The sequence below is a fragment of the Streptomyces sp. NPDC055254 genome, from assembly GCF_053606025.1.
Window position 1 is genome coordinate 103597 of sequence record NZ_JBSGQV010000016.1, and the last position, 21171, is coordinate 124767.

The 21171-nt window shown below is 72.7% G+C and carries 20 protein-coding genes; 13 read left to right on the forward strand and 7 right to left on the reverse strand.

Annotated features, from left to right (window positions below; all coding sequences use genetic code 11):
* Nucleotides 1–72 precede the first annotated feature (72 nt).
* The 6 genes from ACWFQ8_RS17920 to ACWFQ8_RS17945 all read left to right on the forward strand — a co-directional run bounded on the left by ACWFQ8_RS17920 (nucleotide 73) and on the right by ACWFQ8_RS17945 (nucleotide 6300).
* Nucleotides 73–714 carry a 2Fe-2S iron-sulfur cluster-binding protein gene (locus ACWFQ8_RS17920; RefSeq protein ID WP_453787189.1) on the forward strand — a complete coding sequence of 214 codons (642 nt, stop codon included), beginning with the start codon at nucleotides 73–75 and terminating at the stop codon, nucleotides 712–714.
* On the forward strand, nucleotides 711–1718 hold the full coding sequence (locus tag ACWFQ8_RS17925) for an FAD binding domain-containing protein (protein WP_453787190.1): 1008 nt from the start codon (nucleotides 711–713) through the stop codon (nucleotides 1716–1718). Before ACWFQ8_RS17920 ends, ACWFQ8_RS17925 begins: the two co-directional genes overlap by 4 nt.
* A 33-nt stretch (nucleotides 1719–1751) precedes the next feature.
* Nucleotides 1752–3842, forward strand: a complete 2091-nt coding sequence (locus tag ACWFQ8_RS17930; protein WP_453787191.1) for a xanthine dehydrogenase family protein molybdopterin-binding subunit — start codon at nucleotides 1752–1754, stop codon at nucleotides 3840–3842.
* A gap of 171 nt (nucleotides 3843–4013) precedes the next feature.
* Entirely contained in the window at nucleotides 4014–4556 is a 543-nt protein-coding gene (locus tag ACWFQ8_RS17935) for a hypothetical protein (protein ID WP_453787192.1), read from the forward strand.
* 1 nt (nucleotide 4557) lies between these two features.
* Nucleotides 4558–5154, forward strand: a complete 597-nt coding sequence (locus ACWFQ8_RS17940; protein ID WP_453787193.1) for a hypothetical protein — start codon at nucleotides 4558–4560, stop codon at nucleotides 5152–5154.
* Nucleotides 5155–5334: 180 nt separating this feature from the next.
* Nucleotides 5335–6300 (forward strand): glycosyltransferase family 2 protein, encoded by a 966-nt coding sequence (locus ACWFQ8_RS17945; protein WP_453787194.1) that lies wholly within the window; start codon nucleotides 5335–5337, stop codon nucleotides 6298–6300.
* Between the two features lie 7 nt (nucleotides 6301–6307).
* Here ACWFQ8_RS17945 and ACWFQ8_RS17950 read toward each other — a convergent pair whose 3' ends face one another.
* The 5 genes from ACWFQ8_RS17950 to ACWFQ8_RS17970 form a co-directional block, all read right to left on the reverse strand.
* Nucleotides 6308–7534 (reverse strand): hypothetical protein, encoded by a 1227-nt coding sequence (locus tag ACWFQ8_RS17950; protein WP_453787195.1) that lies wholly within the window; start codon nucleotides 7532–7534, stop codon nucleotides 6308–6310.
* Nucleotides 7535–7804: 270 nt separating this feature from the next.
* Nucleotides 7805–8767, reverse strand: a complete 963-nt coding sequence (locus ACWFQ8_RS17955) for a Gfo/Idh/MocA family protein (RefSeq protein WP_453787230.1) — start codon at nucleotides 8765–8767, stop codon at nucleotides 7805–7807.
* A gap of 47 nt (nucleotides 8768–8814) precedes the next feature.
* Entirely contained in the window at nucleotides 8815–9924 is a 1110-nt protein-coding gene (locus ACWFQ8_RS17960; protein WP_453787196.1) for a DegT/DnrJ/EryC1/StrS family aminotransferase, read from the reverse strand.
* Nucleotides 9925–9972: 48 nt separating this feature from the next.
* Complete coding sequence (locus tag ACWFQ8_RS17965) at nucleotides 9973–10683, reverse strand: class I SAM-dependent methyltransferase (RefSeq protein ID WP_453787197.1); 711 nt, start codon at nucleotides 10681–10683, stop codon at nucleotides 9973–9975.
* Between the two features lie 36 nt (nucleotides 10684–10719).
* On the reverse strand, nucleotides 10720–11499 hold the full coding sequence (locus tag ACWFQ8_RS17970; RefSeq protein ID WP_453787198.1) for a cyclase family protein: 780 nt from the start codon (nucleotides 11497–11499) through the stop codon (nucleotides 10720–10722).
* 195 nt (nucleotides 11500–11694) lie between these two features.
* Here ACWFQ8_RS17970 and ACWFQ8_RS17975 point away from each other — a divergent pair, with 195 nt between their 5' ends.
* The 3 genes from ACWFQ8_RS17975 (at nucleotide 11695) to ACWFQ8_RS17985 (ending at nucleotide 13461) form a co-directional block, all read left to right on the forward strand.
* Nucleotides 11695–12132: a nuclear transport factor 2 family protein gene (locus ACWFQ8_RS17975; RefSeq protein ID WP_453787199.1), complete on the forward strand. Its 438-nt coding sequence runs from the start codon at nucleotides 11695–11697 to the stop codon at nucleotides 12130–12132.
* A 55-nt stretch (nucleotides 12133–12187) separates the two neighbouring features.
* On the forward strand, nucleotides 12188–13123 hold the full coding sequence (locus ACWFQ8_RS17980; RefSeq protein ID WP_453787200.1) for an NAD-dependent epimerase/dehydratase family protein: 936 nt from the start codon (nucleotides 12188–12190) through the stop codon (nucleotides 13121–13123).
* A gap of 80 nt (nucleotides 13124–13203) precedes the next feature.
* On the forward strand, nucleotides 13204–13461 hold the full coding sequence (locus tag ACWFQ8_RS17985) for a phosphopantetheine-binding protein (protein WP_453787201.1): 258 nt from the start codon (nucleotides 13204–13206) through the stop codon (nucleotides 13459–13461).
* A gap of 26 nt (nucleotides 13462–13487) precedes the next feature.
* On the opposite strand, the gene ACWFQ8_RS17990 is transcribed toward ACWFQ8_RS17985, so the two are convergent.
* Nucleotides 13488–14207, reverse strand: coding sequence for a class I SAM-dependent methyltransferase (locus tag ACWFQ8_RS17990; RefSeq protein WP_453787202.1), 720 nt, complete (start codon nucleotides 14205–14207; stop codon nucleotides 13488–13490).
* A gap of 220 nt (nucleotides 14208–14427) precedes the next feature.
* On the opposite strand from ACWFQ8_RS17990, the gene ACWFQ8_RS17995 reads away from it, so the two are divergent.
* From ACWFQ8_RS17995 to ACWFQ8_RS18010, 4 genes are all read left to right on the forward strand, one after another.
* Nucleotides 14428–15681, forward strand: a complete 1254-nt coding sequence (locus ACWFQ8_RS17995; RefSeq protein ID WP_453787203.1) for an aromatic ring-hydroxylating oxygenase subunit alpha — start codon at nucleotides 14428–14430, stop codon at nucleotides 15679–15681.
* A gap of 85 nt (nucleotides 15682–15766) precedes the next feature.
* On the forward strand, nucleotides 15767–16984 hold the full coding sequence (locus ACWFQ8_RS18000) for a methyltransferase domain-containing protein (protein WP_453787204.1): 1218 nt from the start codon (nucleotides 15767–15769) through the stop codon (nucleotides 16982–16984).
* Between the two features lie 46 nt (nucleotides 16985–17030).
* Nucleotides 17031–18353, forward strand: coding sequence for an activator-dependent family glycosyltransferase (locus tag ACWFQ8_RS18005; RefSeq protein ID WP_453787205.1), 1323 nt, complete (start codon nucleotides 17031–17033; stop codon nucleotides 18351–18353).
* A 25-nt stretch (nucleotides 18354–18378) separates the two neighbouring features.
* Entirely contained in the window at nucleotides 18379–19998 is a 1620-nt protein-coding gene (locus tag ACWFQ8_RS18010) for an FAD-binding oxidoreductase (RefSeq protein ID WP_453787206.1), read from the forward strand.
* Between the two features lie 37 nt (nucleotides 19999–20035).
* On the opposite strand, the gene ACWFQ8_RS18015 is transcribed toward ACWFQ8_RS18010, so the two are convergent.
* Nucleotides 20036–21154: a nucleotide disphospho-sugar-binding domain-containing protein gene (locus tag ACWFQ8_RS18015; RefSeq protein WP_453787207.1), complete on the reverse strand. Its 1119-nt coding sequence runs from the start codon at nucleotides 21152–21154 to the stop codon at nucleotides 20036–20038.
* Nucleotides 21155–21171: the final 17 nt, after the last annotated feature.

Sequence of the window (21171 nt, forward strand, 5' to 3'; positions counted from 1 at the left end):
CGGGCCCGGCGGCCCGGGATGCCGGAGCGGTCGGTATGGCCCAGGCTGTGCACGAGACGGGACGGCGGCCCGATGCGGGCACGGACGGAGGACACGGTGGCGAGTGACGCTGACCCCCGGCAGGACGAGCCCGCCGCCGCGGCGCCCGGCGCGGCGGACGAAGCGGCAACGGTTCCGAGCTCCCGCGTCACCCTGCGGGTCAACGGAACGGCCCACGTCCTGCGGCTGGACCACCGCGTCACGCTGCTCGACGCCCTGCGGGGGCACCTGGAGCTGACCGGAGCGAAGAAGGGCTGCGACCACGGCCAGTGCGGCGCCTGCACGGTGCTCGTCGACGGGCGGCGGGCCAACAGCTGCCTGCTGCTCGCGGTGGCCCAGGACGGCGCCGACATCACCACGGTGGAAGGACTGGCGAGCGGCGGGGGCGGCGACGACGGAACGGGCGACGGCCTGCACCCGCTGCAACGGGCCTTCCTGCGCCGGGACGCCTTCCAGTGCGGCTTCTGCACGCCGGGCCAGCTCTGCTCCGCCGTCGGAGCGATCGAGGAGGCCGCCGCCGGCCATCCCTCGCACGCCACCCCCGCCGAATCCCTGGCCGAACCGGGCCCCGTCGCACTGACGGCCGCGGAGATCAGGGAGCGCCTCAGCGGCAACCTGTGCCGCTGCGGCGCCTACCCCCGCATCGTCGACGCCGTGACGGACGTGATCGCGTGAAGCCCTTCGCCTACACGAGGGCCACCTCCCTCCAGCAGGCCGCCGCCGCTCACGCCGGCCGGCCGGACGCCCGCTACCTCGGCGGCGGCACCAACCTCGTCGACCTCATGAAACTGGGCGTCGAGACCCCCTCCCACCTCGTCGACCTCTCCCGGCTCCCGCTGCACGAGGTGGAGGAGCGGCCCGACGGGACACTGCGCGTCGGCGCCGCGGCCCGCAACAGTGACGTGGCCGCGCACCCCCTCGTACGGGCGCGCTACCCCGCCCTCTCCCAGGCGCTGCTGGCCGGCGCCTCCGGACAGCTGCGCAACGTCGCGACGACGGGCGGCAACCTGCTCCAGCGCACCCGGTGCCCGTACTTCCAGGACGTCTCCAAGCCCTGCAACAAGCGTGAACCCGGCTCCGGATGCGGCGCCCTGGACGGCGTCCACCGCGACCACGCCGTCCTGGGCCACTCCGAGCGGTGCGTCGCCACGAACCCCTCCGACATGGCGGTGGCCCTGGCCGCGTACGACGCCGCCGTCGAGCTGTACGGGGCCGAGGGCACCCGCACGGTCGCGGCCACCGCATTCCACCGGTTGCCCGGAGACCACCCCGAGCAGGACACCGTCATCCGCGCCGGGGAGATCGTCACCGCGGTCCTCCTGCCGGCCGCCGCCCCCGGCGCGGCCTCGCTCTACCGCAAAGCCCGCGACCGGGCCTCGTACGCCTTCGCCCTGGCCTCCGTCGCGGCCGTCCTGGAGCTGGACGACGGCCGCGTACGGCACGTCGCCCTCGCCTTCGGAGGCCTCGCCCACCGGCCGTGGCGGGCCGCCACCGCCGAGGCCCGGCTGGTCGGCGCCGAACCCACGGCCGCCGCCGTGCGGGAGGCCGTCCGGGCGGAGCTCGCGCAGGCCCGGCCCCTGCGCGACAACGCGTACAAGGTTCCCCTGGCCGGACGCCTCGCGTGCGACGCGCTCGCCACGCTGGTCCGGCGCGCGGACGCGCCCCCCGCCGCCCCCTGACGGACGGCCCCGATCACCACGAGGAGCACACCCATGCGGTACGCGGCACTCGGTACCCCCGCCGACCGGGCAGAGGGACCGCAGAAGGTCACGGGCGTCGCACGGTACGCGGGCGACCACGCCCCGCCCGGCCGCCTCCACGCCCGGCCCGTGCCCGCGACCGTCGCCCGCGGCCGCGTCACCGCCGTGGACGCACGGGCCGCCCTGGCGCTCCCGGGCGTGCTCGACGTCCTCACCCCCTACAACGCCCCCCGGCTCGGCCCCTCCGACGACCCCACGCTCCAGGTGCTCCAGGACACCGCGGTGCCGCACCGGGGCTGGTACGTGGCGCTGGTCGTCGCGCAGTCCCCGGAAGCCGCTCGCGCCGCCGCCGCCGCGGTGCGCATCAGCTACGCGACCGAGGAGCACGACACCGGCCTGCGCACCGACCATCCCGGCGCCTACACCCCCGAGGAGGCCAACGGGGGGTACCCCGCCCACCGGGAGCGGGGCGACCCGGACGCCGCCTTCGCCGCCGCGCCCGTACGGGTGGACTGCGCGTACACGGTCCCGCCGCTGCACAACCACCCCATGGAACCGCACGCGGCCACCGCCGAGTGGGACGCCGGGCGCGGCCGTCTCACCGTGCACGACTCCAGCCAGGGAGCCGGGCCGGTCCGCTCCGCCCTGGCCTCCCTCTTCGACCTCCCCGAGGAACGGATCACGGTGGTGTCCGAGCACGTGGGCGGGGGCTTCGGCTCCAAGGGCACGCCGCGCCCGCACGTGGTCCTCGCCGTGATGGCCGCCCGCCACACGGGCCGACCGGTCACGCTCGCCCTGCCCCGGCGCCAGCTGCCCACCGCCGTCGGACACCGCGCCCCCACCCTCCACCGCGTACGCCTCGGCGCCCGCGCCGACGGCACCCTCACGGCGCTCACCCACGAGGTGACCACCCACACCTCCCGGGTCAGGGAGTTCGTCGAACAGGCCGCCGTACCCGGCCGCGTCATGTACGCCGTCGCCGACAGCCGCACCACCCATCGGGCCGTCGCCCTGGACGTGCCCACGCCCTCCTGGATGCGCGCCCCCGGGGAAGCCCCCGGCATGTACGCGCTCGAATCGGCCATGGACGAACTGGCCGACGCCCTCGGTCTCGACCCCGTCGAGCTGCGCATCCGCAACGAACCCGCCGAGGAACCCGACAGCGGCCGCCCCTTCAGCAGCCGCCACCTCGTGGAATGCCTGCGCGAGGGCGCCGACCGCTTCGGCTGGGCGTCGCTGCGCACACCGCGCCGGGACGGGCCGCTGCTGTGCGGGACGGGGGTGGCCGCCGCCACGTACCCGTACCTCGTGGCCCCCTCCACCGCCCGGGTCCACGCCCGGCCCGACGGCACCCATCTCGTCGAGGTCGACGCCACCGACATCGGGACCGGCGCGCGCACCGTCCTCGCCCAGGTGGCCGCCGACGCGCTCGGGGTCCCGCTGGAGGCGGTGACCGTGGCCGTCGGCCACACCGGGCTGCCGCCGGCCTCCCTCGCGGGTGGTTCGAGCGGAACCGCCTCCTGGGGCTGGGCGGTGCACGACGCCTGCACCGCGCTGGTGGCCCGCCTCGCCCGCCACCACGGCCCGCTCCCCGACGCGGGACTCTCCGCGTCCGCGGACACCGCCCAGTCGACGGCGCAGAAGTCCCCGTACGCCCGCCACGCGTTCGGCGCCCACTTCGCCGACGTCCGGGTCGACACGGTCACCGGCGAGGTACGCGTCCGCCGCCTGCTCGGCGTGTTCGCCACCGGTCACATCCTCAACCCGGTGACGGCCCGGTCCCAGTTCGTCGGCGCCATGGTCATGGGCCTCGGGATGGCGCTGACCGAGCACAGCACGGTCGACCCCGTCCACGGGGACTTCGCGGAGAGCGACCTGGCCGCCTACCACGTGCCCGTGAACGCGGACGTCCCCGACATCGAGGCCCACTGGATCGACGAGCACGACAAGCACCTCAACCCCATGGGCAGCAAGGGCATCGGCGAGCTCGGGATCGTCGGCACGGCGGCCGCGATCGGCAACGCCGTCTGCCACGCCACGGGGCGGCGCCTGCGGAGCCTGCCCCTGACGCCCGACCGCGTCCTGGCGGCCCTCGACGTCTGAGTGCCGTTGCCGGAAGGGTGGGCCGTGCCGGGCGTCGCAACCCGGTGGACCTTGCCGGTCACAGCACCGGGTACATCGGAGCCGAGCCCTCCGCTTGAGCCGTGTCCGGCCGGGTAGGCGCCGCGCAGACGCGTGAACGTATCCGACGAGGCCCCGGGACGGAGGCCAGCCATGTCAACCAGCACGCTCATCGTCCTCATCGTTGTCGCAGCGGTCGTTGTGATCGCGCTCGCTGTAGCACTGCGGACGACCACGCGCCGGCGGCACCTGCAGGACAAGTTCGGACCCGAGTACGACCGCACGGTCGAGGCGGAGGGCGGCCGGACGGCCGCCGAGCGCGAACTGCGCGCCCGCGAGGAACGGCACGACAAGCTGGAGATCAAGCAACTGCCCCGGGAACGGCGCGACCTGTACGCCGGCGAGTGGAGCACTGTCCAGGAGCATTTCGTGGACCGGCCGGAAGGCTCCGTGCAGGAGGCGGACGAACTGGTGTCGCGCCTGATGCGCGAGCGCGGGTACCCCACGGACGACTACCACGGCGCGCTGCGCGACCTGTCGGTCGAGCACGGCCGCACCCTGGAGCACTACCGGGCCGCCCACGACGTCAAGGTGCGCACCGCCGATCACCGGACGACCACCGAAGAACTCCGCGGAGCGATGGTGCACTACCGCGCTCTGTTCGACGATCTGCTGAGCGACCAGAGGAGCCGTTGAGATGCGCAGCCACGCAAGCGACGACGAACGGGCCGGCGCCGCCGGCCTCACGACGGAGGACATCGCCAACCCGACGCCCACCTCGGACGCCCGTACGGACCCCGCGGCGGACGCCGGTACGGACACTGGTACGGACACTGGTACGGACACCGGTACGAGGGGATTCGGCGACGGATCGGACGACGCCCGGACGACGCCCGTGTACCCGGGGGAGGCCACCTGGGACACGGCCACCGACGAGGACGGGAACGAGATCGTCGGGAGCCGCGAGGACAGCCCCACGGACCGCGCCGCGGACGTCGGCCCGGCCGACACCGGCCGCGGCGTCGACGAGCCGCTGCTCGGCGCGCAGGACACCGCGGACTACCGCAGGAGCTGGAGCGAGATCCAGGGGCGTTTCGTCGACGATCCGCAGGAGGCGGTCAGGTCCGCGGACGCGCTCGTCGCCGAGGTGATGCAGACCCTGGCCCGCACCTTCTCCGACCACAAGCAGGGGCTGGAGGGCCAGTGGAGCCAGGGTGAGCAGGTCGCGACCGAAGACCTGCGGCTGGCGCTCCAGCGCTACCGGTCGTTCTTCAACCGCCTTCTGAACACCTGACTCCTCCCGGCCCCGCCACGGCGGCGGAGCCGGCCCCGCGGCCCGGCGGCCGCGGGTCCGGCCCCTCCGCCGTGGCGGGGTCAGCTGCGGGCGCGCCGGGCCGGTCGTGGGTCCAGCCCCGCGTGTCGCCGCAGCCTCCTGCGGCCTGTCTCCCCGCCGGCTCCGGGCCGTTCCCGCATCATGAGTGCTGTGTATGACACGTGGAGGGGACCGGTCGTGCTGTCGATCGTGGTGCCCGTCTTCAACGAGGAGGAGGTCCTGTCCGCCCTGGCGGCGCGGCTGCGACCGATCCTGGACGGGTGCGGCGAACCGTACGAGGTCCTCGCCGTCGACGACGGCTCGACCGACCGGACCCCCGACCTGCTGGAGGACGTGCGCACCGCCTGGCCCGAGCTGCGCGTCGTGACCCTCCGCCGCAACAGCGGCCACCAGGCCGCCCTCACCGCCGGCCTGCACCGCGCCCGCGGAGCCTATGTGGTCAGCATCGACGCGGACCTCCAGGACCCGCCGGAGCTCGTCCCCGACATGCTGGCCCTGGCCCGGGCGGACGGTCTGGACATCGTCTACGGCGTCCGCACCGACCGCTCCACCGACACCGGTTTCAAGCGCCGCACGGCCGGGGCCTACTACTGGCTGATGCGCCGCCTGGCCGGATCCTTCGTCCCGGCCCAGGCGGGCGACTTCCGGCTGCTGTCCCGGCCCGTCGTGGAGACCCTCAAGACCCTCCCCGACCAGGGGCAGATCTACCGCCTGCTCATCCCCTCGCTCGGCTTCCCCAGCGGCCGCATCACCTACCAGCGCGAAGAGCGGGCGGCCGGCGCCACCAAGTACCCCCTGCACAAGATGATCCTGTTGGCGCTGGACAGCGTCACCAGCTTCTCGGCGCTCCCGCTGCGCCTGGCCACGGCGATCGGCGCCCTCAGCCTGCTCGTCTGCCTCGCGTTCTTCGTCTGGGCGCTCACCGTCCACATCACGGGAAACACCCTGCCCGGCTGGACCTCCTTGATGATCACGGTCCTGTTCTTCGGCGCCGTCCAGCTCTTCTGCGTGGGCATGCTCGGCGAGTACGTCGCCCGCATCTACACCGCCGTCCAGGGCCGGCCCACCTATTTCATCGCCCGGGACACGGACGAGGAGAAGCGGTGAAGCCCGGCTACACCAGCACTCCGGCGAAGAACATCGCCGCCAGGAGGGCGTACTGGACCGCGCAGGCGGCCAGCAGCGGTACCTGGACCCACCGGGGCATCCGCGCGACCAGGACGAGCGCGACGAACATCTGCGCGTGATTGCGGTACCACGACATCTGCGCACCGGCGAAGAACGGCAGCAGGAAGATCGCCACGGTCAGGATCAGGGCGGCCCACTCCTCGACGTCGAGGCTACGGCGGCGGACGAGGAGGACCGCGGCCGTCACCAGGACCAGCAGGATGAACGCGATGTTCAGCCAGAGCTGGGTCCGGTGCGCGGCCAGACCGTGCTCCACCAGCCACGTCATGTCGCCCTTGGGCTTGTACCAGTCGCTGAACGGGAACTGGAAGGCCTTCCGCATCTCGTCGAACGGCTGGCGCAGGTCACCCTGCTTGTAGCTGGACTCCTGGATGGTCTCGTACGCGTCCCAGCGGTCCGTCGCCTGCCACATCAGCCATTTCGCCCACAGGACGCCGCAGCCGGCGAGGGCCGCGGACGCGCCCGCTTTGAGGCACCGCCGGGGCCAGGTGTCCTTCTGCCACGCGAAGAACGCGCTCAGGAGCAGCATGCCGACAGCCACGGCCCCCACGAGATGGCAGGAGGCCGCCACGAAGCCACCGGCGGCTGCGAGCGCCCAGGAGCCGCGCTTGAGTCCGACCACGCACACGAGCAGCGCCAGCGTCCCCATGGCGATCGGGAACGTCGCGTGGAAGTAGATACCGCCGGGGAACACCGTGCCGACGGCGAGGGTGAGGCCCGTCGCCCACGTCAGCCGGGAGCCGAGCAGCCACCACAGCACCGCGAACATGCCCAGCAGGCAGAGCTCGGTGACGACGACCGCGGATATCTCGTAGGAGAGCCCGGTGGCGGACACCGCCCGCACCGACATGGGATACCCGGGGAACCATGCGACGTTTCCGCACATGACGTCGGGAAAGTTCTCGTAGCGCTCCCGGCACCAGAACATCTCGTAGCCGGTCTTGGCGATGGAGAGGTAGTGGGCGGAATCCCATCGCTGGCGGCCGCCCGTGGACCAGAAGGCCACCTTGGAGCCGTCGCCGGCCACGGACAGCTTCGCGATCAGCCAGGTGATGAGGTTCGCGACCACCCAGGCGGCGAAGGGCGGCAGCAGGCCGTGGCGCCAGTCGCGCCGGGTCGGCCGGGCGGGCGCCACCGCGGCGGAGTCGGACATCAGGCGCCGGCGTGATCGGTGCGGCCGAGACCTCGCGGGGCGGCATCCGGAAGTGCTCCGCAGCCAGGTGCGGAAGGTCTCGTGGGTGCGCGCATGGGCGAGGTGCCTTTCGGAGCGGGACGATCAAGGGCGAGAACGCTTCCCGCAGGGTATTCCAGGACGGCTCCGCGCTGTCGCCTCCCCAAGGTCGGCGCCGGGAGAGTCGCGGGTCGCGGGTCGCGGGTCGCGGGTCGCGGGTCCCGGGTCCCGGGCCGCCCGGGCCGGGGCCGGTCAACCGGTGACGATCCTGGCGACCTTCCGGACGTCCTCGACCAGCCGGGCCTGGAGCAGCGATTCGGCTTCGCCGACCGGGCCGTCCCCGCCGCGGAGGACGGCGGCGGTGAACGCGGCCAGCGCGTTGCGCACCTGATCGTCCGCGGGCATCGCCAGCTCGGTCAGCCGGTCCTGCTGCTGGAGCCGGACCACCGGCTTCAGCGGCTCCGGCGGGGTGTACGCCCGCTCCACCGATATCCGCCCCTCGCGGCCCCACAGCGCGTAGCGCGACCGGTACGAGTGCCGGAAGCCGAACTCCAGCTGCGCCGCGACGCCGTCGGGGGCGCACAGCAGGGCCGTACCGGCCACGTCCACGCCGGTCGCGGCATCCACCCGCAGGGTGGCCGCCAGCACCTCGGGCTCGCCGACCAGGTACATCTGCGCCGTCCGCAGCGGGTAGACACCGACGTCCAGCAGGGCGCCCCCGCCGAGCGAGGGGACGTACCGAAAGCCCGTGGGATCCAGCGGCGGCACGCCGAACGAGCCGGACAGCACCTCCAGTTCGCCGATGGCGCCCGCGTCGACGAGCGACCGGACCCCGGCGTGCTGGGAGTGGTGCAGGAACATGAAGTTCTCGGCGAGGATCCGGCGGCGCCGCCGCGCCAGCCCCATCAGCTCGACGGCCTCCGCGTGGGTCGTGCACAGCGGCTTCTCGCACAGCACGTGCTTGCCCGCCTCCAGCGCCTCGGCCACCAGCTCGAAGTGGAGCGCGGGCGGGAGGGGGACGTACACCGCGTCGATGTCGTCCCGCTCCAGCAGCGCCCGGTAGCCCTTGACGCCGGCGCACCCGAACCGGGCCGCGGTGCGTTCCGCCTTCGCGGCGTCCCGGCTGGCCACCGCGACCAGCTCGGCCGAATCGGCCGCCGCGATGGCCGGGAGCATTCGGCGCAGCGCGATGTCCGCGCAGCCGACGACGCCCATGCGGACCCGGTGGCCCCCGGCGCCGCCCCGCCCCGTGGGGACAGGACTCACAGCGTCCCCAGGACGTCGTGGAGCGCGCCGATCACCTTGTCCTGCACCGCCGGGTCGAGGGAGGGGTACATGGGCAGGGAGAAGATCTCGCCGGCCGCCGACTCGGTGACCGGCAGGGACCCCCTGGCGTATCCGAGGTGGGAGAAGCCCGTCATGGTGTGGACCGGCCACGGGTAGCTCACGTTCAGCACGATGTCGTAGCTCTTCAGCGCCTCGATGATGTCGTCCCGCCGCGGATGGCGCACGACGTAGACGTAGTAGACGTGGTCGTTGCCCGGCGCGATCGACGGCAGCACCAGATCGGTGCCGGCGAGTCCCTCGGCGTATCTGCGCGCCACCGCGCGCCGGCCCTCGACGTACGCGTCGAGCCGGCGCAGCTTGCGGCGCAGGATCTCCGCGTGCAGCTCGTCCAGGCGGCTGTTGTGCCCCGGCGTCCGGACGACGTAGTAGCGCTCCTCCATGCCGTAGTACCGCAGCCGCCGCAGGCCGGCGTCCACCTGCGGGTCCGAGGTGATGACGGCGCCGCCGTCGCCGTACGCCCCGAGGACCTTGGTGGGGTAGAAGGAGAACCCCGCCGCGGCCCCCCACGTGCCCGCGAGCCGCCCGCCCCGGCGGGCGCCGTGGGCCTGCGCGCAGTCCTCGAAGACGAGCAGGCCGTGCTCGTCCGCCACCGCCCGCAGCGCCGTCATGTCGACGCACTGTCCGTACAGGTGCACCGGGAGAAGGCACTTGGTGCGCGGGGTGACGGCGGCGGCCACCTGCTCGACGTCCATGAGGTACGTGTCGGGGTGGACGTCGACGAAGACGGGTGTCGCCCCCACCGAGTCGATGGCCACCACGGTCGGCGCCGCGGTGTTCGAGACGGTGATCACCTCGTCGCCGGGGCCCACTCCGATCGCCTGGAGCCCCAACTTGATCGCATTGGTGCCGTTGTCGACGCCCACCGCGTGCCCGACGCCGTGGTAGGCGGCGAACTCCTCCTCGAAACCGCGCCCGCTGGCGCCGAGCACCAGCTGTCCCGACCGCAGCACGGTCTCGATCGCGTCGTGGATGTCATCGCGCTCGTTCTCGTACTCGCGCAGGTAGTCCCATACGTAAGTGGTCATGGCTGAGTCACTGTCTCCGCTCGTCTCCGGCACGCGCCTGGCTGGGTCCTACTGCCGTACACCGACGAACAGACCGCGGCCGGTCGGGTCGCCGGGGAGGAACTCGACGGTGCACCCCGCGTCGGTGAACGCGGCGAGGTACTCGTCCTTGGTGAACAGGGTGAGGACGTCGACCTCGGTGAACTCCTTGATCCCGTCGCGGTCGCCGACCAGGAACCGCACCTCCATCCTGGTCGCGCGGCCCTGGAGGGTCGAGTGCGAGATCCGGGCCACGGTACGGCCGTCCTCCCGGCCGAGGTCACCCGCGACGTAGCCCTCGACGTGGTCCTCGGGGAACCACCAGGGCTCGATGACGAGCACCCCTCCGGGGCGCAGGTGCCCGGCCATCGACCGCACCGCGTCCCGCATGTCGGACACGGTGCCCAGGTAGCCGATGGCGCAGAACATGCACACGACCGCGTCGAAGGTGCGGCCGAGGTCGAAGGCGCGCATGTCGCCGGGGTGCACCGTCACTTCCGGCAGCCGCTGATGGGCCAGCTCCCGCATGGGCTCGGCGATCTCCAGGCCCTCGGTGTGCTCGAACAGCGTCCCGAAGGTCTCCAGATGCGCCCCGGTCCCGCACGCCACGTCGAGCAGGGAATCCGCCCCCGGACACCGCGACCGCACCAGTGCCGTGACGTAGGCGGCCTCCGACGGCCAGTTCTTGCCCCGGCTGCGGTAGAAGATCTCGTAGACCTCCGCCAGCTCCTGTCCGTACATCTGCTCTCCTGTCGGTGTCGGTCGAAGGGGGCCCGGTCACTCGTCGACCATGGCGACCGCCCTGGTCCAGCCCGCGCCCGCGCCCGCGATCTTCACGGGGAAGCACACGACGGTGAACCCGTACGGCGCGGGCAGGGCGTCGAGGTTCGCCAGCCGCTCGATCTGGCAGTACTCCCGGTCGCGGCCGACGAAGTGGGCCGGCCACAGCACCGAGCGGTCGCCCGTGCGCCGGTACCGTTCGATGATGTCGGTGAACGGGGCGTCCAGACTGAACGCGTCCGTCCCGATGACCCGCACCCCCAGGTCCAGCAGCAGGGACACGGCCGGCCCGTCCAGCCCGGCGAACTCGGTGAAGTACTCCGGGGTGCCCTCCCGCGCCGAGGCGCCGGTGTGCAGCAGGACGATGTCCATCGGAGCCGGGGTGCGGCCGATCCGCTCGAACTCCTTCTCCAGCCGCTCCGCGCCGACGACACCGGTCGGTGCGTCGGTGAGGTCGAGGACGATCCCCGGCCTGCAGAACCACTCCAGCGGCATCCGGTCGATGTGCCGGGGGACGCCGTCGCCGTACCCGGCCCGGGAGCCGTAGTGCGACGGCGCGTCGACGTGCGTGCCGGTGTGCGAGGTCAGGGTGATCCGGTCGAGCGACAGGAACTCCCCGTCGGGCAGCTCGTCCGGATCGAACGCGAGCCCGAAGTGCGTCCGCATCTCCGCGCTCATGTGCTCCGCCCCCTGGCGGGGGGTCAGTACCTCGTGCACCACGGGATCCGGTTCGTGGGCCGCGGCGTCCACCGCCGATGACAGGTCGATCAACCGCACCCGGACCTCCTCCGTACCGCACCGCTCGCGCTGACGAGCCAGATGCTGCTCGGCCCGGACGGAGAAGCGCTCAAGCCTCGCTCGGCTCCCGCGCGCCGCGTTCGAGCCGATGTCGAAGGACGTCGGGAATGGTTCGCGGGTGCCGCCCGTTCGGACCCACCCGAACGGGGCGAACGTGAGGAGGACGCGGTGGCAATGCCGATGGGAACCCCGTCGTCGGTCGAGTCCCTGTATGCCGAAGTGCAGCAGTTCTACGCCCACCACATGCACCTGCTGGACGACGGCGACGGCGAGGGCTGGGCCCTGACCTTCACCGAGGACGGATCGTTCGCGCCGCCCTCGCTACCGGAACCCGTCGTCGGCCGGACCGCCCTGGCCGCGGGGGTCAACAAGGCCGCCGCGGCCCTGGCCGAGGCCGGCGAGGTGCACAGGCACCTGCTCGGCATGGTGTCGGTCCGGCCCGGCGAGGACGGGGAGCTCAGCGTCCGTTCGTACGCGCAGATCATCGCCACGCCCCGCGGCGGCAGCCCCCGGCTCCATCTGATGTGCGTGTGCGACGACGTGCTGGTGCGGGTGGACGGCGAACTGCTGGTGCGTGAACGCCGGGTCACCCGTGACGACCGGCAACCGTGACACCGCCGCGGGGGAGAGCCGCGGCGACCGAGGGCGGCGAGGAAGGGAGGACGGCGTGGTGACCTCGCGTGACGCGAGCCGGACCGGCACGGTCGCCGTGCTGGGCGCGACCGGCAGCATCGGACGACAGGTGAGCGCGGCGTTCTCGGACGCGGGACACGAGGTGCTGGGCGTGGCCCGGCGGCCCGCCCCGCACACCGCCGGCCGCCCCTTCGCCCCGCTTGACCTCGCGGCGGCGTCCCCAGGGGAGATCACCGAGCTCCTGGCCTCGCGGAACGTGCAGGTCGTGGTCAACGCCACGGGCGGATGGGCGGTGACGGAGGAGGCGATGCACCGGGCCCATGTGCGGCTGGTGGACCGTGTGCTCGCCGGCGTCGCCGCGCTGCCGACGCGCCCCCGCTTCGTGCAGGTCGGCAGCATCCACGAGTACGGTTTCGTGCCGACCGGCACCAGCATCGACGAGTCGGTGGCGCCGGATCCGAGCACCCCGTACGCCCGGACCAAACTGGCCGGCTCGCAGGCCGTGCTGGAGGCGGCCCGCGCCGGTGACGTCGACGGGGTCGTCCTGCGCGCGGTCAACGTGTGCGGACCCCACCCGTCGGAGGCGAGCTTCCTGGGCACGGTGCTGCACCGGCTGCGCGCCGTGACACCGGGGGCGCGGCTGGAGCTGATGATCGCGGATGCCGCCCGCGACTACATCGACGTACGCGACGTCGCCTCGGCGGTCCTGCGGGCCGCCGGAGCGGGGTCCCCCGGCGCGGTGTTCAACATCGGGCGCGGCGAGACGCCGACGATGCGCGACCTGGTGACGACCCTGGTCGAGGTGGCCGGATTCCCGCCCGAGACGATCGAGGAGACCGGCGGGGCGGTGGAGAGCAAGGGCGGCGGCTGGACCAAGGCCGACATCCGGCACGCGGAACGGGTGCTGGGCTGGCGCCCGGCCATCGCTCTGCGCGACTCCCTGCGCGACATGTGGGAGGCGGCGCCCTGATGGCCGGCCGCCCCCGGCGCTCGGCGGCGAGCGCATCCTTCCCCACGAGCAGAGAGCCCACGAGCAGAGAGGTGGATGTGATGAGTGAACTGACCCTGCCGGTCCTGGTCGAGATCTTCCGGGAGTGCGCCGGCGAGGCCGAGGAGGTCGACCTGGACGCGGAGGGCGTCGGTGACGTCGAGCTGAAGGTCCTCGGGTACGACTCCCTCGCCCTGCTGGAGGCGATCAGCCAGGTCGAGGTGAAGTACTCGATCGGCATGCCGGACGCGGAGACCCGGATCAAGACCTTGAACCAGTTCCTCGACGAGGCCCACGAGCAACTCGACCGCAGGCCCTGAACCGCCGCCCGCCCCCGTCCGCCGGGTCAGCCGGCGGACGGGACGCCGACGAAGAGGCCGCGGCCGGCGGGCTCGACGGGGATGTAGTCGACGCCGAAACCGGCGGCCGTGAACGCCGCCTCGTACTGCTCCCGGGTGAACAGGCCGATCAGGTGCGTCTCGTGGAAGTGCCGTACGCCCGACGCGGTGTCGGCGACCAGGTAGTGCACGTTCATCCGGGACGCGGCCCCCTCGCGTACGGAGTGGGAGACCCGGGACACGGTCCGTTCCCCGTCCGTCGCCGTGGCGCCGGCGACATGACCGTGCCGGTACGTCTCGGGGAACCACCACGGGTCGACGGCCAGCACCCCGCCCGGCGTCAGGTGCCGTGCGAACCGGCGCAGCGCGTCGGCCAGCGCGGACTCCGTCAGCAGATAGCCGATCGAGCCGAACATGCACGTGATGACGTCGTAGGTGCGGCCGAGGTCGAAGTCCCGCATGTCCCCCACGTGTACCGGGACGTGCGGCAGCGCCGCCCGCGCGAACCGGGCCATCGGCTCGGACAGCTCCAGCCCGGCCACCTCGTCGAACAGCCCGTCGAAGCAGCGCAGATGCGCCCCGGTCCCGCACGCCACGTCGAGCAGGGTGGCGGCGTCCGGCCTGCGCTCGCGCACCTGCCGCTCCACCTCTGCCGCCTCCTGGAGGTAGTCCTTGCCGCGGCTGCGGTGGATCAGCTCGTAGATCTCGGCGAGTTCGGCTCCGTACACGGCGACCTCATTCGTTGCGCGCCTGGCGGGGACATGGGTCCGGAAGCACCGATCGTCGGGCCCCTTGCTAGAGGAACGTCGGAGACCGGCTGGACGCGCGGGGGCCGGGGGCCCGTCGGGGGTGCGGGCCGAGCTGTCGAGCGGGGTTCGAATCCCCCCTGCCACGGTGGGGGCACCACGTACCCGCGGCACAGGTTGGAGTCCCACCGTGAGCACAGGCGTGAGCACAGACCGGACCGCCGGCGCGAAGCACCCGGGCACGGCGCGCCCCGGCCACGGCAGTGCGGTCGACGGCACGCGCGACGGCACGGACGACAGCGCCGCGTCGCCGTCCGGTGAGGTCGCCGCACTGCTGGAGGAACTGCGCCGCTACCTGGACCGGGCACCCCAACTGAGCCTGCCACCACGCGCGTTCACCTCGCCCGAGCTCTACGAGCTGGAACGCACCCGCGTCTTCGGGCGCTCCTGGGTGCTCATCGCCCACCGCGACGAGCTCGCCGAGCCGAACAGCTACGTCTCGGTCGACATCGCGGGCGAGCAGGTGGTGGTCACCCGCGACGCGGCCGGTGCGCTGCACGGGATGTCACCGATCTGCCGGCACCGGATGATGCCGCTCGTCGAGCCCGGCGCCGCCGGCCGGGCCGACTCCTTCACCTGTCCCTACCACCTGTGGAGGTACGGACTCGACGGCCGACTCATCGGCGCGACCCACATGCGCAAGAACCCGGACTTCGACCCCGGCAGCTGCCGGCTGCCCGCCTTCGCGGTCGAGGAGTGGCACGGCTTCGTGTACGTGAACCTCGACGCGGCCGCGGCGCCCCTCGCCCCCGAACTGGGCCGGATCTCCGCGGACCTGGCCAACTACCGGCTCGACGGCATGGCCCAGCTCGGGTCCTGGAGCGAGGAGTGGGCCTGCAACTGGAAGGTCGCCGTCGAGAACGCCCACGAGAACTACCACGTGATGGGCTTCCACCCGCAGACCCTCCAGCCGTCGACGCCGGGCGGGTCCGACACGGACCTACGGGTCGACTCCCCGTGGGGGCTGCGCCTGCTCGTCCCGTTCACCGAGCCGCAGGAGACCCGCTCCCTGCCGCTGACCGACGCGGAGAAGTCCCATCTGTACGGCGTCTTCGTCTTCCCCGCGGCGAGCCTTGCCGCGGCCGGCGAGATGGTCATCTGGCTCAGCCTCGTCCCGCGGACGATCGACCGGACGCTGGTCCGCGGCGGGATCCTCGTGCCGCGGGCCGCGCTGGAGGGCGCCGACCTCGACGAGATGCGCCGGCAGGCCGAATCGTACGCGGGCATGATCAACAGCGAGGACCGCAACGGACTCGAAGCCGTCCAGCGCGCGGTGGGGTCCCGCTTCGCGGCGCGCGGCCATCTCAGCCCCAAGGAACCGGGCGTCGTGGCCTTCTACCAGAACCTGGCCCGGGCCCTGCTGCGCACCGACGGCGACTGGCCGGGAGGGCTGTGAGGCCCCGTGCCGGGCACATCCGCCCCCGCACACCCTGACGATCGCCCCTTCGCCCATCCGCTACTCAAGGAAGAGGACATCCACCGTGCCCAGTTGTCGAATCTGCGGCGGTCGGCTGCACGAGTTCATGGACTTCGGACAGCAACCGCTCTCCAGCGGGCTCCTTGAGCCCGAGTACCTCGGCGACGAGTTCTTCTTCCGGCTCGCCGTCGGGGTCTGCGGCGAGTGCACCATGGTCCAGCTCGTCGAAGAAGTGCCGCGCCATCTGATGTTCAACAGCCACTACCCCTACCTGTCGTCCGGATCCTCCGTCATGCGCGGGCATTTCGAGGCGACCGCGCAGCACTTCCTGGAGACCGAGCTCACCGGGAAGGACGCCTTCCTGGTCGAGCTGGGCTGCAACGACGGCGTCATGCTCCGCGTCCTGGCCGAGGCAGGAGTCCGGCACCTCGGCGTCGAACCGTCGCAGAGCGTGGCCGACATCGCGCGGCGCCAGGGCATCCGAGTGGCCACCGAATTCTTCCAGGAGTCGACCGCGGACGAGATCCGCAAGGCCGAGGGGCACGCGCAGGTCATCTTCGCGGCCAACACGATCTGCCACATCCCCTACCTGGACTCGATCTTCCGCGGAGTGGACGCACTGCTCGCGCCGGACGGGGTGTTCGTCTTCGAGGACCCGTACCTCGCCGACATCGTCGACCTCGCCTCCTTCGACCAGATCTACGACGAGCACTACTACTTCTTCTCCGCCTCCTCCGTGAGCGCCATGGTCGAGCGGTTCGGCTTCGAACTGGTCGACGTGGAACGGCTTCCCGTGCACGGCGGCGAGGTCCGGTACACCATCGCCCGCTCGGGGCGGCGCACCCCCTCGCCCGCGGTCGCCGCACTGCTGGCGCAGGAGCAGCGGCGCGCACTGTCGGACCTCGCGACCCTGCAGGCCTTCGTGAGCCGCGTGGAAAGGGCCCGGGACGAGCTGGTCGCGCTCCTCCGCGGGCTGCGGGACGAGGGCCGTACGGTCGTCGGCTACGGGGCCACCGCCAAGAGCGCCACGGTCGCCAACTACTGCGGCATCGGGCCCGAGCTCATCTCGTTCATCTCCGACACCACGCCGAACAAGCAGGGACGACTGACGCCGGGCTCGCACATCCCGGTCCGGTCCCGGGCGGATTTCGAGAACCCGTACCCGGACTACGCCGTGCTGTTCGCCTGGAACCACGCCGAGGAGATCATCGCCAAGGAACAGCGGTTCCGCGCCTCCGGCGGCAAGTGGATCCTCTACGTCCCGGACGTCCGCGTGCTGTGAGCACCCGCGCTCCCGCTACGACCACGCCGGCCGAGGAAGGTGCCCCATGCGGGTCCTGTTCACCACCCACACAGCGAAGTCCCATCTGTTCGCGCAGGTCCCGCTGGCGTGGGCGCTGCGGGCCGCGGGCCACGAGGTCCACATGGCCGGCCAGCCCGATCTCGCCGCCGACATCACGGGCACCGGTCTGACCGCCGTGGCGGCCGGCGCCCCGCTCGACCAGGCGGCGCAGATGGAGTCGTACGAACAGCACGACGAGGCGGAATCCCGCGACGGGGCCGGGGGCGCGGACGACTACCGTGCGGTGGCCGAGCGGTTCGCGTACTGGACGGACATGACGGAGATCCGCCCGGAGAAGCTGTCGTACGCGTACATGCACGGGGTCTTCACCGCCATGGCCACCCAGGTCTTCCAGCAGTACTCCGCGCCCGCGATGGTCGACGACCTGGTGCGCCACGCCCGGTGGTGGCGGCCGGACCTGGTCGTCTGGGACCCGCTCACCTTCGCGGGTCCCGTCGCCGCCCGGGTCAGCGGCGCGGCCCACGTCCGGCTGCTGTTCGGCCTGGACCTCATCGGCCGGATGCGGGCGTCCTACCTGGACGCGGTGCGCCGGCTGCCCCCGGGGCAGCGGGAGGACCCGATGGAGGAGTGGCTGGGCTGGACCATGCGGCGCTACGGCGGGGAGTTCAGCGAGGACCTGGTCGTCGGGCAGCGCACCATCGACCCGCTGCCGCCCTCCCTGCGCTTCCTGGACGGCCCGGACCGCGTACCGATGCGGCTCGTGACCCACAACGGCAGCTCCGTCCTCCCTGACTGGCTGCGCGAGCCGCCGCGCCGCAAGCGGATCTGCCTGACCCTCGGGGTCTCGCACCGCGAGCTGCTCGGCGCCGACCGGGTGCCGCTCGGGGAGGTGCTCGCGGCCCTGGCCGGAGCGGACGCCGAGGTGGTGGCCACCTTGAACAAGGCCCAGCTCGCGTCCGTCACCGAGGTGCCGGACAACGTCCGCGTCGTGGACTTCGTCCCCCTGGAGGCCCTGCTCCCCAGCTGCTCCGCAGTGATCCACCACGGCGGGGCGGGCACCTTCAACACCGCGTTGAGCTGCGGGGTGCCCCAGCTGATCCTGCCCGACGGGGTGTGGGACACCGACCACAAGGCACGCCTGCTGGAGGAGCGCGGAGCGGGCATCCGCGTCGCGGAACCGGAGCGGGCCGATGCCGCGACGCTGCGCGCTCTGCTCGGGCGGCTGCTGGAGGAACCCTCCTTCGCCCGCGCCGCCGCCCGGCTGCGCCAGGAGTCCAGGGGCATGCCCGCGCCCGGCGACGTCGTACCCGTCCTCGAACGGCTCGCAGCGGCGCACAAGACCGAGTGACAGCAACGAAAAAGGGGGAGTGGCGATGAAGGATGTATCGCGCCGCGGTTTCATCGCGGGCGGCGTCGCGGCCGGCGGTGCCGCGGCATTCGCAGGAGCCGGCACGGGAGCGGCGGCGGCGGACACCAGGGTCGGCGGCGGCTTTCCCCCGCCCCCGGCCAAGGACATCCGCCCGGCCGATCCCCGGTACGAGGAGCTGGTCGCACGGGGCTACAACGGGCGCTTCTCCGCCCGGCCGGAGTCCGTACGCCTCGTCCACCGCGCCGACCAGGTGGTCGCCGCGCTGGACGACGCCCTGCGGACGGGCAAACGGATCGTCGTGCGCAGTGGCGGACACTGCTTCGAGAACTTCGTCGACGACCCGGACGTCCAGATCGTCGTCGACGTCTCCGAGATGAAGTCCGTCTACTACGACCCCAAGCACCAGGCCTTCGCCATCGAGTCCGGCGCGACGCTGGGTGAGGTGTACCGCACCCTCTACCTGGGCTGGGGCGTGACGGTACCGGCGGGTGCGTGCCCCTCCGTCGGCGCCGGCGGTCACATCGTGGGCGGCGGGTACGGGGGGCTCTCGCGCCACCACGGCTTCGTCGCGGACCACCTCTACGGCGTCGAGGTGGTCGTCGCCGACCGCGGCGGCCGGGCCCGCACCGTCCTGGCCACCCGGGACCCCGCCGACCCCCACCACGATCTCTGGTGGGCCCACACCGGCGGAGGGGGCGGGAACTTCGGCATCGTCACCCGCTATCTGATGCGCTCGCCCGGGGTACGCCTCGGCGACCCCACGACCCTCCTGCCCAAGCCCCCGCCGACGATCCGGTCCGTCACCATCGGCTGGTCGTGGGCCGACATGACCGAGGCCGCGTTCGTGCGGATCCTGCGCAACCACGGCACCTGGCACGAGAAGGAGTCCGGCACCGGCTCCCGCTACGCACCGCTCAGCAGCTGGTTCATCCTCAACCACCGGGCGAACGGCCGGTTCACCCTCGTCGCCAACGTGGACGGCTCCCTCCCGCACGGCACGAAGCTGCTCGGCGAGTACGTCACCGCGATCACGGCGGACACCGGGGTGCGCCACGAGACGGAGGAGGCCACCGCGCTGTGGATGAAGTCCACGCTGACCGTGGACCCCTACGCCGGCGGCCGGTACCCGTTCAAGTCCAAGGCCGCGCTCCTGCGCACTCCCTGGTCCGAGACGCAGATCCGGACCATCCACCGCTATCTGAGCCGGACCGACGGCGAGCACCAGGCGTCCACCGTGTACCTGTCCACCCTGGGCGGCAGGATCAACACGGTCCCGGCCGCCGCGACGGCGACCCCGCACCGCGACTCGCTCTTCAGCGCCTCGTACGAGACCTCCTGGTGGCCCGGCGTGCCCGGCGACGCGCAACTGGCCTGGGTGCGCGAGCTGTACCGGGACGTGTACGCCGACACCGGCGGAGTCCCCGTACCCGGCGCGGCCAACGGCGGGGCCTACATCAACTACCCGGACGTCGACCTCGCCGACCCCCGGTGGAACACCTCCGGGGTCCCCTGGCACACCTTCTACTACCGGGACAACTACCCCAGGCTCCAGCAGGTCAAGGCGCGGTGGGACCCGGGGAACGTGTTCCGCCACGCGCTGTCCGTGCGGCCGCCGGGCCGCTGACGCGCTCCGGCGCCCGCGACCCGCCCGGCCGGTCCCCTCACACCAGGGACTCCAGGCGTCCGACGAGCGCGGCGGGGGACGGCATCGCCGCCGCCTCGTCGCGCACCTCGGCCGCGGCCGCCCGCAGCCCCTCGTCGTGCAGCAGGGCATGGAACTCGGCCGTCCCGATCGTCTCGGCCGATGCCCCGATCGCGATGCCCCGCTCGACCACCGCGCGCTCGTTGTCCTTCTGGTCCGGGCTGAGCGGCATCACGCACTGGGGCACGCCCGCGGCCATCGCTACCGCCGAGGTGCCCGACCCGCCGTGGTGGATGAGCCCCTGGCAGGTCCGCAACAGGGGACCGAGGGACAGCCAGTCCACCGTCCGCACATTGGACGGCAGTTCACCCAGGAGCGACGGGTCGCCGCCGCCGAGGGTGACGACGAACTCCGCGTCGGTGTCCGCCGCCGCGGCGACGAGGGGTGCCAGCACGGCGAGGCCGCCCCACAGACCGGCGATCGACCCGAGCGTGACGGCGATCCTCGGCCGCCCCGGCGGCTCCAGGAGCCAGCCGGGCAGCTCGCCGTTGCCGTTGAAGGGCACGTAGCGGACCGGGACGTCGTCGTCCGCGCGCACCCGCTGCGGAAGCAGCTCCAGCAGGCTGGGCGGTATCGAGTTGAGCCGGAGACCGGGCGCCGGCTCCGATGCGACGCCGTGCCGCAGGTAGTGCTCCTTCATGTGGTCGCGCATCAGGTCGCCGATGCGCGGGGCGCTGTCGGCCGGACCGGTGACCACCGACACGGCGGGCACGCCGATCGCCCGCGCCACCAGCGGGCCGGCTCCCTGGAGCGGTGAGTGGACGACCAGATCCGGTGACCAGGCACGGGCGACCTCCACCACCCGGTCGACGGTGACGCCCGAGACCCTGGCGAAGAGCGCGGCGACGAACTCGTCCCCGCCGTCGACGCTGAAGTCGATCTCCTCGGGCCGGAACACCGTGGCGTAGTCGAGCCCCGGGGTCACATCGACGACGTTCACGCCCGCGGCGGCCACCGCGTCGACGTCGCCGCCCTGGGCGTACAGCACGTCGTGACCCGCCGCGGTCAGCGCGTGCGCCAAGGGGACACACGGGAAGATGTGCCCCAGGCCTGGGGAGTTGACGAACAGTACGCGCATGGGGACTCCTCGCCTCA